12 protein-coding genes are annotated in these 12910 nt (G+C 63.7%); 6 read left to right on the forward strand and 6 right to left on the reverse strand.

Annotated features, from left to right (window positions below; all coding sequences use genetic code 11):
• The first annotated feature begins 48 nt into the window (after positions 1-48).
• The 3 genes from AWC27_RS07195 (at position 49) to AWC27_RS07205 (ending at position 4228) form a co-directional block, all read left to right on the forward strand.
• Positions 49-735: a TetR/AcrR family transcriptional regulator gene (locus AWC27_RS07195; protein WP_083113155.1), complete on the forward strand. Its 687-nt coding sequence runs from the start codon at positions 49-51 to the stop codon at positions 733-735.
• Positions 736-875: 140 nt separating this feature from the next.
• Positions 876-1286, forward strand: a complete 411-nt coding sequence (locus AWC27_RS07200; protein WP_245846931.1) for an MmpS family transport accessory protein — start codon at positions 876-878, stop codon at positions 1284-1286.
• Entirely contained in the window at positions 1283-4228 is a 2946-nt protein-coding gene (locus AWC27_RS07205; RefSeq protein ID WP_083113153.1) for an MMPL/RND family transporter, read from the forward strand. The genes AWC27_RS07200 and AWC27_RS07205 overlap by 4 nt, the downstream gene beginning before the upstream one ends.
• A gap of 5 nt (positions 4229-4233) precedes the next feature.
• Here the strand turns inward: AWC27_RS07205 and AWC27_RS07210 are convergent, their stop codons facing one another.
• On the reverse strand, positions 4234-5130 hold the full coding sequence (locus AWC27_RS07210; protein ID WP_245846916.1) for an alpha/beta fold hydrolase: 897 nt from the start codon (positions 5128-5130) through the stop codon (positions 4234-4236).
• Positions 5131-5351: 221 nt separating this feature from the next.
• On the opposite strand from AWC27_RS07210, the gene AWC27_RS07215 reads away from it, so the two are divergent.
• From AWC27_RS07215 to AWC27_RS07225, 3 genes are read left to right on the forward strand one after another with little or no spacing between them, the layout of a single operon-like run.
• Complete coding sequence (locus tag AWC27_RS07215) at positions 5352-6476, forward strand: acyl-CoA dehydrogenase family protein (RefSeq protein WP_083113152.1); 1125 nt, start codon at positions 5352-5354, stop codon at positions 6474-6476.
• A gap of 12 nt (positions 6477-6488) precedes the next feature.
• Positions 6489-6932 carry a thioesterase family protein gene (locus AWC27_RS07220; RefSeq protein WP_083113151.1) on the forward strand — a complete coding sequence of 148 codons (444 nt, stop codon included), beginning with the start codon at positions 6489-6491 and terminating at the stop codon, positions 6930-6932.
• The gene (locus tag AWC27_RS07225; RefSeq protein ID WP_085669860.1) at positions 6929-7879 is read left to right on the forward strand and encodes a DMT family transporter; all 951 of its coding nucleotides are present in this window, start codon (positions 6929-6931) and stop codon (positions 7877-7879) included. Before AWC27_RS07220 ends, AWC27_RS07225 begins: the two co-directional genes overlap by 4 nt.
• On the opposite strand, the gene AWC27_RS07230 is transcribed toward AWC27_RS07225, so the two are convergent.
• The 5 genes from AWC27_RS07230 to AWC27_RS07250 form a co-directional block, all read right to left on the reverse strand.
• Positions 7874-8197, reverse strand: coding sequence for a hypothetical protein (locus tag AWC27_RS07230; protein ID WP_083113149.1), 324 nt, complete (start codon positions 8195-8197; stop codon positions 7874-7876). The two genes, AWC27_RS07225 and AWC27_RS07230, sit on opposite strands and share 6 nt — an antisense overlap.
• Before the next feature lie 254 nt (positions 8198-8451).
• Positions 8452-8922, reverse strand: coding sequence for a DUF5078 domain-containing protein (locus tag AWC27_RS07235; RefSeq protein ID WP_083113148.1), 471 nt, complete (start codon positions 8920-8922; stop codon positions 8452-8454).
• A 66-nt stretch (positions 8923-8988) separates the two neighbouring features.
• The gene (locus AWC27_RS07240; protein WP_083113147.1) at positions 8989-9927 is read right to left on the reverse strand and encodes a crotonase/enoyl-CoA hydratase family protein; all 939 of its coding nucleotides are present in this window, start codon (positions 9925-9927) and stop codon (positions 8989-8991) included.
• Between the two features lie 32 nt (positions 9928-9959).
• Positions 9960-10643: a DedA family protein gene (locus AWC27_RS07245; RefSeq protein WP_083113146.1), complete on the reverse strand. Its 684-nt coding sequence runs from the start codon at positions 10641-10643 to the stop codon at positions 9960-9962.
• A gap of 196 nt (positions 10644-10839) precedes the next feature.
• Positions 10840-12876, reverse strand: a complete 2037-nt coding sequence (locus tag AWC27_RS07250) for a prolyl oligopeptidase family serine peptidase (protein ID WP_211281589.1) — start codon at positions 12874-12876, stop codon at positions 10840-10842.
• Between the last annotated feature and the right edge of the window lie 34 nt (positions 12877-12910).

Raw genomic sequence — 12910 nt, forward strand, 5'->3', positions numbered from 1 at the left:
CGCATATCACGTGCGTAACCTTAAGTAAACTCTTACAAATCACGTGATGTGCGTTATCCTCGGGCAGTGGCGCAACTCACATTCCGGCGCGCCCGCACCGAAGAAAACAAGCGCCAACGTGCGGCGGCGCTCGTGGAGGCCGCCCGCTCGCTGGCACTGGAAACCGGTGTCGCATCGGTGACGTTGACCGCGGTCGCCGGCCGGGCCGGAATTCACTACTCCGCTGTGCGCCGCTACTTCACCTCTCATAAAGAGGTGCTGCTGCATCTTGCCGCCGAAGGTTGGGTGCGCTGGTCGGACACGGTGCGTGCGAGCCTGAGCGAGCCCGGTCCGATGTCGCAATCGCGGGTGGCCGAGGCGCTGGCCAACGGCCTTGCCGCCGACCCTTTGTTCTGCGACCTGCTGGCCAATCTCCATCTGCATCTCGAACACGAGGTGGATGTCGAGCGGGTCGTCGAGGTGAAGCGGACCAGTACCACTGCCGCGCTCGCGCTCGCCGACGCGATCGAGCAGGCGCTTCCCGAGCTCGGGCGCTCGGGAGCCTTCGACATCTTGCTGGCCGCATATTCGTTGGCGGCCACGCTGTGGCAGATCGCCAATCCTCCCGAGAAACTCACCGATGCCTACGCCGAGGAGCCGGAGGTGCTGCCCCCGGAGTGGAACCTGGACTTCGCATCCGCACTCACCCGCCTGCTCACCGCCACCTGCAGTGGCCTGATCTCGCAATCCCCATGAGCCGGAGAGGGGGATCTTGCCGATGGGTCTAAGATACTTAGCGCAACAAAGCATCCAACGGAATGGCTTCGGGGCCCGGCCTTTTCGAAACGGAAGGTGATTGGGTGGCCAAGTTCTCGGTTGCCGGCGTCGTGCGGCGAATGTGGATGGTGCTGGTCATCGCGCTCGTCGTCGTGGTAGCGGCGTTCTGCGTTTCGCGGCTGCGGACTTTCTTCGGCGTGCACGACAGGGGACCCATCACCAGCGGCATGGCCGACGAGATCAAGCCGTTCAACCCCAAGCACGTGGTCTATGAGGTGTGGGGCCCCGCCGGAGCCATTGCCAACATCAACTATCTCGACATCAACGCCCAGCCGCAGCGGGTAAGCAACGCGCCCTTGCCGTGGACGCTCTCGGTCACCACGACGCTGCCCTCGGTGAGCGTCAATGTGGTGGCGCAGGCCGACGCCGACCAGGTCGGCTGCCGAATCATCGTGAACGACGTAGTCAAGGATGAAAGGTCGGCGAGCGGAGTGAAAGCCCAAACCTTCTGCATAGTGAAATCCGCATGACCGCCAACCAGACCGCCCAGCTTCCCACCAGCCCGCGGTTCGCCCGAGCGGTGCACAAGCTCGCGGTCCCGATCGTCCTGGCCTGGGTGGGCCTGGTCGTCGTCCTCACCGTCTTCGTTCCCTCGCTGGACGTCGTGGGAAAAGAACACACCGTGTCGATGAGCCCCAACGACGCGGAGTCGATGCAGGCGATGAAGCGCGTCGGCAAGGTGTTCAACGAGTTCAACACCGACAGCGCGATCATGATCGTGCTGGAAAGCGATAAGCCGCTCGGCGACGACGCGCACCACTTCTACGACCAGCTGATCAAGAAGCTGGAACAAGACACCAAGCACGTACAGCACATTCAGGACTTCTGGGGGGATCCGCTGACGGCGGCCGGTTCGCAGAGTTCTGACGGCAAGGCCGCCTACGTCCAGTTGTATCTGGCCGGCAACCAGGGCGAGAGCCTGGCCAACGATTCGGTCGCGGCGGTACGCAAGATCGTTGACAGCACCCCGGCACCGCCGGGGGTCAAGGCCTATGTAACCGGGGCGGCAGCGCTGACGGCGGATCAGTCGGCCGCCGGTGAGAAGGGTGTCAAAAAGGTCACCGCGATCACTTTTCTGGTGATCATCGTGATGTTGCTATTCGTCTACCGGTCCATTGTCACGGTGATTCTCACCCTGGTAATGGTCATGATCGAGCTGATGGCGGCCCGGGGTGTTGTGGCTTTTCTGGCCTACAACAACATAATTGGTCTCTCGACGTTCGCGGTTAATCTACTGGTGCTGATGGCCATTGCGGCCGGCACGGACTACGCGATTTTCGTCCTCGGGCGATATCAGGAGGCCCGCGGGCTCGGCGAAGACCGGGAACAAGCGTTTTACACCATGTTCCACGGAACCGCGCATGTGGTGATTGGTTCGGGCCTGACCATTGCGGGCGCGATGTATTGCCTCAGCTTTACCCGGCTGCCCTATTTCCAGACGCTGGGGGTGCCGTGCGCAGTGGGAATGCTGGTCGCCGTGCTCGCCGCTATCACGTTGGGCCCGGCCGTTCTCACTATCGGTAGTTTCTTCAAATTGTTCGACCCCAAGCGCAAGATGCGGACCAGGGGCTGGCGCCGGGTGGGCACCGCGATCGTGCGCTGGCCGGGGCCGATTCTGGCGGTGGCGATCGCGATCGCACTCATCGGATTACTCGCGCTGCCGGGGTACAAGACCAATTACGACAGCCGCAAGTATCTGCCGCCGTGGACGCCGGCGAATGTCGGGTATGCGGCCGCCGACCGCCATTTCTCCAATGCGCGGATGAATCCCGAATTGTTGTTGGTCGAGACCGATCATGATCTGCGCAATCCGGCTGGCATGCTCGTTTTGGACCGAATTGCGCGGGGCGTCTTTCATATCCCGGGTGTCGCGCGGGTGCAGGCGATAACGCGGCCGTTGGGCACGCCAATCGAGCACACTTCAATACCGTTCCAGATCAGCATGCAGAACACGACGCAGGTCGAAAATCAGCAATATATGCACCAGCGCATGGACGACATGCTCAAACAGGCCGATGCCATGCAGGAATCAATCGACACGATGCAGCATATGTACGAAATCATGTCGCAAACAGTCGCCGTGACCCACAACATGGACCAGCTGACTCAGGAAATGGTCGGTATTACCAGCACTTTGCGGGACCACATCGCCGATTTCGACGACTTCTGGCGTCCCATCCGCAGTTTCTTCTACTGGGAAAAGCACTGCTACGACATTCCCGTCTGCTGGTCGCTGCGGTCCATTTTCGACGCTCTCGACGGCCTGGACCAGCTGACGGAGAAGCTGACGCAACTCTCCGGTCAATTGGACAAGCTGGATGTCTTGATGCCGCAGATGCTGGCGCAACTGCCGCCGCAGATCGCGACCATGAAGACGATGAAGACCATGATGCTGTCGATGCACAGCTCGATGTCCTCGCTGTACGACCAAATGGACGTGATGAGTCAGAATTCGACGGCGATGGGCCAGGCATTCGATGCCTCCAAGAATGACGACTCGTTCTACATTCCGCCGGAGGTGTTCGACAATCCGGACTTCAAGCGGGGCCTGAAGATGTTCGTGTCGCCGGACGGGCACGCCGCTCGGTTCATCATCTCCCACGAGGGCGATCCGGCTACGCCCGAAGGGATTTCGCACGTCGATCCGATCATGAAGGCCGCCAAGGAAGCCATCAAGGGTACCCCGTTGGAGGGTGCGCACATCTGGCTCGGTGGAACGGCCGCGGTGTACAAGGATATGCGTGACGGGTCCAAATACGACCTGATGATCGCCGGCATTGCCGCGGCCAGCCTCATTTTGATCATCATGCTTATCATCACCCGCAGTCTGGTTGCCGCGGTCACCATTGTGGGCACCGTGCTGTTGTCATTGGGTGCCTCGTTCGGCCTTTCCGTGCTGGTTTGGCAGGACATTCTCGGCTTTGAATTGCACTGGATGGTGCTCGCAATGTCGGTCATTCTGCTTTTGGCGGTGGGATCTGACTACAACCTGCTATTGGTATCTCGATTCAAAGAGGAAATCCATGCCGGCTTGAAGACCGGAATCATCCGGTCGATGGCCGGAACCGGAGCGGTGGTGACCAACGCGGGCCTCGTCTTCGCCGCCACCATGGCGTCGTTCATCTTCAGCGATCTGAAGGTCATAGGACAGGTCGGGACCACCATCGGCCTGGGTCTGTTGTTCGACACCTTGATCGTGCGGTCGTTCATGATGCCGTCCATCGCCGCCCTGATGGGCCGGTGGTTCTGGTGGCCGCAGCAGGTGAAGACCCGGCCGGCCAGCCAGCTACTGCGGCCCTACGGGCCGCGCCCGTTGGTCCGTGCTCTATTGCTGCCACGGGACGGCAAGTCCGGCGACTCGGTGGACGCGGCGAACACCGACCGGTTCCCGGTGAGCACGCCGCATTACTAGCGGAGTCAACTGCGCCGGTGCGCGTGCAGAATGGCGGCGGCGAAGGCTTCGGGGTTTTCCTGGGGGACGTTGTGCCCGGATGCCACGGAGACGACGTCGAGCAGTGCCGGAAACCGCCGTTCGCGCTCGCTTCGAGGCGGTGCGGAGCCGACGAGCGGATCATCCTGCGGGTCGATCACCACGGTCGGTACTGCGATGGGCGGTTGCGTGCTGATCGTGTCTTCTAAGTGCTGGTAGGCCGGATCCCCGGCGGCAAGCCCGTAGCGGTGCCGGTAGGAGTGCACCACTACGTCGACGAAGTCGGGGTTGTCGAAAGACGTGGCGGTGGTGGCGAATTCGTCGTCGGTGAATGACCAGCGCGGCGACCATTCCTGCCACAACAGCCGGGCGAACTCACGGCGGCGGACTTGCAGCCCGGCTCGGCCGCGCTCACCGTGCAGGTAGTACTGGTACCACAGCCGCCGTTCGGACTCCGGTGCCGCCGGACTGGCCATGGCCGAAATGTCTTGCAGGTTATAGCCCGACACGCTCACCAGGGCACGCACCAGCTGCGGCCACAGCGCCGCAGTAACGCAGGCCGCCCGCCCGCCCCAGTCGAATCCCGCCACCACCGGTGCCCTCAGGCCCAAAGCGCCGATCAGTTCGTAAAGGTCGGCGGCGAGTGCGGCTTGCTGTCCGGAGCGCATTACCGCCGGATCGATGAAACGCGTCGCCCCGTAGCCGCGCAAATAGGGCACCACCACGTACGCGCCGACCGCAACCAACCGGGGTGCAACCTGGTCGTAGCAGCGCACGTCGTAAGGAAATCCGTGTAGCAGGACTGCCGGCCAGCCGCCCGGGTCGCCGTACTGCTCCAGCGCCACCTTCAAGACCCCGGCCCGCACCATCGTCACGGCAGTCACCGCACCACCCTGCCCGTCGAGAATCGCCGCGGCAACAGCGGCAGCTGTCGGGGCAGGGCACTTTGCACAGGAAAGCGCCCTGGGAAATATGTCAACCATAGTTGCGCAATTTCTCGGATCCTGCCATCATTCACGGGTCATCAAGCCATGAACACACCGATGGGCGGTAGGGATTGACACCCAAGTCGTTAACTCACCACGCGGAACGGATCCGCCGGGAGATGCAAGCGCTGCTTGACGGTGTCCCCGTCGGATCCGTCCGTGATTGGCCGGAGTTCCTGCGCGAGTTAGGGATATCCGGACTGCACATGCCCGCCAGGTGGGGCGGGGTTCCCGACGGGACCCTGCGCCGTGCGATCGCCATCGAAGAGCTGTCGCGGCGCAGCCCCGCCGCGGGCGCCACCTTGTCCGCGGCGACGCTGGGCACTGGGCTGATTCTGCTCGGCGGGAATCGGGCACAGCAGGACCGCTGGCTTCCCGAGTTGGCGGCCAGCCGCGAGATAATGACGATCTGCATGACCGAGCCGGACTCCGGCTCGCACCTGTTGGGCATGCAGACAACCGCCGAGCGTGACGGCGACGGATGGATCCTCAACGGCCGCAAGTGTTTCATCGGCAACTCGCACATCGCCACGGCGCACGGGGTGATCGCCCGCACCAGTCGGGGGCAGCATCACGGGGCGCTATCGGCCTTCGTCGTACCTACCGACAGCGCGGGCTGCCGCGTCGGAGACCGGCACAGCTTCGGCGGGCTCGGCGAATTCTCCATCGGCGAGCTGGTCTTCGAGAACTGTCGAGTCGACGGGGCAAACCTCGTCGGTTCGGTGGGCATGGGGGTTGCCCTGGCTCATGCGGTGATCGCTCGGCATGGCAAACCCAACATCGGATCACTGGCACTGGGCTTGCAGGCGGCCGCGATCGATCGGCTGTTGACCTATACCGAACAGCGTCAGTTGTACAACGCCCCGCTCGCCGATCTGGGCAGTATCGAGTCGCGGGTGGCCGAGGCGTATCGACAGCTCTACTTGAGCAGGATCGCGATGTACGAAGCCGCCGCTGCCGCTGATCTGGGGCACACCAACGAGATTGGGTTCACTGTGGCGAAGCTGTCGGCCAGTCAATCGGCATCGGCCACGGCCCTGTCGGTTGCCGAGGCGATGGGCGCGCGGGGTTGCGACTCGACGATAGGAGTGCTCGACCTGCTGGCCGATGCCTTGATGACCTCGGCGCCCTCGGGCACTCACGACGTCAATCGCAAGCGAATCGCCGAATATGCCCGGCGCATGCATTCCGAGTCCGCGGACCAGCAACGCTGCCGGGTCCCGCAGCTGAATCTGGTTAATTGAGAGGCGTTCTGGATGAAAGACACGATCAAGGTCGGCGATGCTGCCACCTTCCGCTACGTCGTGGCGGTCAACAAGACGGTGCCGGATCTGTATCCGGAGTCCGACGATTACCAAATCATGCCCCGGGTATTCGCGACGGGCTTCATGGTGGGTCTGCTGGAGTGGACGGCGATCATCGCGCTGCGCCGGGTCCTCGACGAAGGCGAAGGCAGTCTGGGGACGCTGGTGGACATCAAACACAGTGCACCCACCCCGCCCGGAGCGGAACTGACCGTGACGGCGGTGTGCACCAAGGTCGAACCGCCGTATTACGAATGGGATGTCACGGCGATCGACGGCGACGGCGACGTCGCGGCCTCGGGTCGGCACGGGCGCAACATCATTCAAACTGAGCGGTTCTTGCGACGCGTCGCAGCGAAAGCCGAACGGCTCACCCAAACACCCGCCAGCGCGTGAGCACGGTGACGCTGTCCGCGCGAGGACTTCGGGCGATCGCATTGGCGGTGCTGTGGGCTGCGCTGTGGGCCGGCGCCTTCGTCGCGAACAAGATCGCGCTGGATTACGCCAACGCCGCCGTGGTCGTCGCCCTGCGCTGTGAGCTCGCCGGCGTGGTGATTCTGGCCTTCACCTGGCGACAGGTCCGCCGGCACACAGCCGGCGAACTGTGTCGCACGACGGTCATCGGATTACTCAACAACGCCGGCTATCTAGGCGTCATCGCCGTTGCCCTGCCACACATCTCGGCCGGTATGGCGGCCATCTTGTCGTCGTTGACGCCGTTGGCAGTGCTGAGCCTGAGCGCGCTGGCCGATCGGCGGATAGGGCTGGTGCAAGCGACCGGCGTTCTGATCGGACTGGCCGGCATTGTTCTTTCCGCGCTGGGCCGCCTGCATTCCGGGCAGTTGAGTGGGTTTGCGATCAGCCTGGCGCTGTGCGCGGTCGCCTTCCTCACCGCGGCGACCTACCTCACCCCGCGCCTATTGCCGGCCGGCAATCCCTATTTCCTGACCGGCTGGCAAGCCGCCGTCGGCAGCCTGCCGGTCACCCTCATCGCGCTGGTGCGGCCGTCACATCCGGCCATCACCGGGACTTTCATCGCCGGCCTGGCCTACCTGGTGGTGGGTGCCGCCATCGTCGGGATGACGCTGTGGCTGACCCTGATCAAAGAAGTCGGACCGCAACGGGCCTCGGTAGCCCACTTCTTGCCGCCGGTGTTCGGCCTTGCCCTCGGGGCGATCGTGCTGCACGAGACGGTGACGGCGCTGGAGGTGTTGGCGGCCATTCCGGTTGCGCTGGGGGTGTTCCTGGCGACGCGGCCGGCGCGCGACAGGCCGGTCGCGATGGTCGATCCGGAACGGGTCGATGACCGTCCGGCGCGGGTACTGGTCGATGCGAGGCTATAGAGCGACGACGTCGCGCATGATGTCGCTGAGCTCGGAGACCGGTGCACCGCACGTCAAACAGGACGCACCGGAATGGCGACGTAGCCGGCCCACTTGCAGCAGGACTTCAGCCTCGGCGCGCCACAGGCAGGCGATGCAGAGAATCTCGACGGTATTCCCGAACGGATCCAGTTGCGGATGGTTGCATTCGTCAACCGCGTGCAGATGAACGATGAAATCCGCCCGATTGGTGCAACCGGCTCCGGATTGACAGGTGATATCACGCCAGTCGAGGGCCGCGAGCGTGTCAGGGATCTCGTTGCCAGTTGTTTGGCTCATGCCAGGACCTCCGACTTCCGGACCGCAGCCGCACCCGACACACGCATGCCCACTGCAAGATGATCAGCTGGCCGGGGCTTCATTATGGTTACCTTTGGCCTGCCGTGGCAAGAGTCGCGTTGGTATCGATAACGCTCACTATTCCGCGCGCGGGTGCGGGAATCAATCCTCCAAGCAGCCCAAAAGTAGGGGAACCGCCTTGTCCGCCGATCGGTGGACAAGTAGCGGGCGGTCATCGGAGGTGGTGAAGAAGGTTAGCCCCAGTTCCACACCGACATGTCGCCGGGCGGATAGTTGTTGCACACGTCGGTGGCCTTCGCGACGACGCCCTTGTTGTTGAAGAAGATCTTCATGTGATTGACCCAGGCGAAGGTCAGCGGATCGCCGTTGTAGAAGTGTTCGGAGTAATCCCGGCGCTGAGCTGGCGACAGCGAGTAGAACCAGTGCGCCTTGTCGATCGTCGCCTGCTGCAGGTTGGCGTGGTTGTTGAAGTCGATCATGTACCGCTCGTAATACACCGGGCTGGTGTCCCGGACGGCCGCCAAGTACTGCTCAGCGTCGCAGGTGGTCGCGATCTGCCGCCGGGGGACCGGGAAGTCTTCCGTGGAATCGGCCGCGGCGGTCGTCGGCAGCTGGATGACGGCGACGTCAAACAGGACGACGAAAGCGATCAGGAAAGCGAAAAAGGCGGCGACTGAGCGCAGGCTGAGATTCGGCCGAGACATATTGATTACCGTAGCACTTTCAACGATGTGGCGAACTGTCGGGAATGAAATCCCTAGCACACCTTACTAGCCGTCGTCACCAGGCACAATCACATGATTGGGGTCCGGCCGCAGCTCCGCGGGGGCCTGGCTGTAATCACCGAACGGACCGTCGCGGCGCTCGACGGCCGCTCGCACCCCCTGCGCTTCGGCGGTGCGGATGAATTCCAGCGCATCGGGGGTGTTGCGCATCAGGCCGTCCAGAATGCCGCCCAGCATCTGAGTGGACGCCAGGCCCATGTTCTCGTAGGCCTGATTCACGATCAGCTTCTGCGCCCGCAACTGCGACAGCGGGATCTGGCAGAGTTCGGCGGCGATCTCGGCGACGCGTGCTTCGAGCCGTTCGAAGGGCACTGCCTCGTTGATCAGCTCGACCTCGGCGGCCTGCACGCCGGTTAGCGGCCGGCCGGTCAGCGAGTGCCATTTCACCTTGGACAGGCTCAGCCGGTAGAGCCACATTCCGGTCAGATACGCCCCCCACATGCGGCTGTACGGTGTGCCGATTACGGCATCGTTGCTGGCGATGACGATGTCGGCGCACAGTGCGTAGTCGCTGGCCCCGCCGACGCACCAGCCGTGCACCTGCGCGATCACCGGCTTGGAGGCTCGCCAGATGGCCATGAATTTCTGGGTGGGGCCGGTCTCGTGCGCGGTAACCATGGCGAAGTCTTTACCGGGGTCCCACTTTCCGTCGGTCATCATGGCTTCACCCCACTGTTGGAAGCCGCCGCCGAAGTTGTAGCCGCCGGAAAATGCGCGGCCGGCCCCCCGCAACACGATCACCTTGATTTCGGAATCCCGTTCGGCCAGTCCGACGGCGGCCTCGATCTCGTCGGGCATGGGCGGCACGATCGTGTTGAGCTCTTCCGGGCGGTTCAGCGTGATGGTGGCCACCGGTCCGGCGGTGCGGTACAGCAGCGTCTCGAATTCGGGAACCGACTTGGAAAACGACTTGGAAAACGGCATAGCCGCAGCGAAGTCGCCGGCGCACTCAGGTGTCAAGCACCGGTGTTTTCCGGCGTGCCGCACGCCAGCTCCTCGTCGTCCTGGTCGTCCTGGTCGTCCTGGTTGGAGCCTCGTTTGAGTGCCCCGCCAACGATCACCGCGAGCAGTGCCGCGCCCAACGCCATCAGCACGTACTTCTGGTAGTCGCGAAGTTTGTCGTAGATCGCACCGATGTGATCACCGGCCAGGTATCCCAGCAATACCCACAGGCCCACCCATACCGCGGCTCCCAGTGCGTTGTAGGTCAGAAAACGCCACCAGCCCAGCTGGGCCATCCCGGCGACGATCCCGTTGGCCTGGCGTAACCCGTCGATGAAACGCGCGACCGGCACGACGATGCTGCCGTGTCTGGCGAAGAAGCGCTCGGTCGAGGCGACCCGCTGCTCGGTGAGCAATACATAGCGGCCGAAGCGCCGAAGCAGTGGCCGGCCGCCGCGCCGGCCGATGGCATAGCCGATATTGTCGCCCCCGACCGCCGCTACAAAGCCCAGCACCAGCAGCGCCGCGAGATTGAGCTGGCCGGTTCCTGCGTAGACCCCGGCCGCGATCAGGATGATTTGGCCGGGAGCGGGAATTCCGAAGCCCTCGACCGCGATGATGCCCATCACCGCCGCGTAGCCGTAGTGGTCCAGCACGGGCGCAAGCGATTGCAGGACCCCCGGCAGCTGCGAGGACATATAGAACCTTGTAGCCAAGAGCGCTTTTCATAAACATGCATGCCTTCGTGGCGGCCGAAGGAGAGTGCGCGTCCGGTTACATCCAGCGTGCCTTCAGGGTCGTGGAATCGCGATTTTCCCACCCCGGCTACACAATCAAAGCTCTAGCCGCACAGTCGATTCGCGACTGCGCCCAGCGACCGCCGCAGAACAACGGCTACCGTCGGCCGCCCAGGATCTGCCACAAGAAGCTGAAGCTCAATGCTGACTTGAACGCGAGCTGCTCGTTGTCGGCCGCACCGCCGTGTCCGCCTTCGATGTTTTCGTAGTACCACACCGGGTGGCCCGCAGCCGCTAAGGCGGCCGTCATCTTGCGGGCGTGGCCGGGATGTACCCGGTCGTCGCGGGTAGATGTAGTCATCAGGATCGGCGGGTATTGCGCGTCCACCGAAATGTTCTGGTACGGCGAGTATTCGGAGATGAACGCCCAGTCGTCCGGATTATCGGGATCGCCGTATTCGGCGACCCATGAGGCACCGGCCAGCAGCAGGTGGTATCGCTTCATGTCCAGCAGCGGCACGCTGCAGACCAGCGCGCCGAATTTCTGCGGGTACTTGGTCAGCATGATGCCCATCAGCAGCCCGCCGTTGCTGCCGCCCTGCGCGCCGAGCTGGGCGACCGTGGTGATGCCGCGGTTCACCAAATCGTCTGCTACGGCGACGAAGTCTTCAGCCACTTTGTGCCGGCCTTCGCGCATCGCCTGGGTATGCCAGCGGGGTCCGTACTCGCCGCCACCGCGGATGTTGGCCAGCACATAGGTACCGCCGCGGGCCAGCCAGAGCCTGCCCAATACGCCGCTGTAACTGGGCGTGTTCGACGTTTCGAATCCGCCATAGCCGTAGAGCAAGGTGGGTCCCGGACCGGCGGGGGCATCGGCGCCGATTGGCCGTACCACGAAGTACGGGATCGACGTGCCGTCGGCTGACGTAGCGAAATGCTGTGCCACGCTGATGTTTTCGGCGTCAAAGAAGGCGGGGGCGGACTTGATGGGGGCTAGTTCTCCGGTAGTGGTCCCGCGCATCAGGCGCGACGGTGCGGTGAATCCACTGGAATCCAGGAAGTACTCGTCGCCCTTGTCGTCGGCGGCCACCACCACGGTGCTGGTTGCGGGGGCGATGCCGGACAATGGGTCGCGCCGCCAGGAGCCCGGTGTGACGGTTTCCACCCGGCTGGCCACATCGGCCAGCGTGACGAGCAGTAAGCGATCGTAAGTCCACGAGTATTGGTGCAGGGCGGTGTGCGCATCGGGCTCGAATATCACCCTCAGTTCTGCTGTGCCGGAGAGGAATTCGTTGTAGTCGGAGGCCAGTAGCGAGCCCGCGCAGTAGGTGGTGGCGGCGCGGGTCCAATCGGTGCGTAGTTCGATCAGCAGCCAGTCGCGGTGAATCGACACGGTCGCGTCGGTTGGCACATCGATCCGGATTAGTTCCGAGCCGCGCAGCTCGTACACCTCGTCGTTCCAGAAGTCCAGGGCACGCAGCAGCAGGGTGCGCTCGTAGCCGGGCGTGCGGTCCACCGAAGCCGCGACGCGCACATCGGCGCGGGTGCCCTCGAACACCGTCTCCGCTTCCGACAGCGCTGTGCCCCGCCGCCAACGCTTGATGATGCGCGGGTAACCGGATTCGGTCAGTGAATCGGTGCCGAAGTCGGTGCCCACCAGCACGGTGTCGAGGTCTTCCCAGGCCATCTGCGATTTCGCTTCCGGCAGCTGAAACCCGTCGGCTACGAATTCGCGCGTCAGCATGTCGAATTCGCGGATGACGGAGGCATCCGAGCCGCCCGGGGACAGGGCGACCAGCGCGCGGGTGTAGCCGGGTTCGATGACGCCGGCGCCGGCCCACACCCACTTCTCGTCGTCGATCCGCCCCAGCTCGTCGATGTCGAGCAGCACATCCCAGGCGGGGGAGTCGGTGCGATAGCTGTCCAGCGTGGTGCGCCGCCACAGGCCGCGCGGGTTGGCCGCGTCGCGCCAGAAGTTGTAGAGGTACTCGCCGCGCCGGACCACGTAGGGGATTCGGGTGTCGGTGTCGAGCACTTCGAGCGCCTCGGTGCGCAGCTGCTCGAAATCGCCCGCGCAGAACTGCGCCTTGGTCGGTTCGTTGCGCGCGCGGACCCAGTCGAGAGCCTCCTCGCCGGTCACGTCTTCGAGCCATAAGTACGGGTCTTCGGAAGCCTCGGCCGCCTCGGGAGTCATGGAAGCCATGGAATCCCATTGTGGTCCCAGCGGT

The organism is Mycobacterium szulgai (genome assembly GCF_002116635.1).
In the GTDB taxonomy this organism is placed as follows: domain Bacteria; phylum Actinomycetota; class Actinomycetes; order Mycobacteriales; family Mycobacteriaceae; genus Mycobacterium; species Mycobacterium szulgai.

Bases quoted from the DNA above. Each gene is read 5' to 3' on its own strand.
- AWC27_RS07205 (WP_083113153.1), top strand. From the start codon at position 1,283: ATGACCGCCAACCAGACCGCCCAGCTTCCCACCAGCCCGCGGTTCGCC.
- AWC27_RS07215 (WP_083113152.1), top strand. From the start codon at position 5,352: ATGCAAGCGCTGCTTGACGGTGTCCCCGTCGGATCCGTCCGTGATTGG.
- AWC27_RS07240 (WP_083113147.1), bottom strand. From the start codon at position 9,927: ATGCCGTTTTCCAAGTCGTTTTCCAAGTCGGTTCCCGAATTCGAGACG.
- AWC27_RS07200 (WP_245846931.1), top strand. From the start codon at position 876: ATGTGGATGGTGCTGGTCATCGCGCTCGTCGTCGTGGTAGCGGCGTTC.
- AWC27_RS07250 (WP_211281589.1), bottom strand. From the start codon at position 12,876: ATGACTCCCGAGGCGGCCGAGGCTTCCGAAGACCCGTACTTATGGCTC.
- AWC27_RS07245 (WP_083113146.1), bottom strand. From the start codon at position 10,643: ATGTCCTCGCAGCTGCCGGGGGTCCTGCAATCGCTTGCGCCCGTGCTG.
- AWC27_RS07230 (WP_083113149.1), bottom strand. From the start codon at position 8,197: ATGAGCCAAACAACTGGCAACGAGATCCCTGACACGCTCGCGGCCCTC.
- AWC27_RS07235 (WP_083113148.1), bottom strand. From the start codon at position 8,922: ATGTCTCGGCCGAATCTCAGCCTGCGCTCAGTCGCCGCCTTTTTCGCT.
- AWC27_RS07220 (WP_083113151.1), top strand. From the start codon at position 6,489: ATGAAAGACACGATCAAGGTCGGCGATGCTGCCACCTTCCGCTACGTC.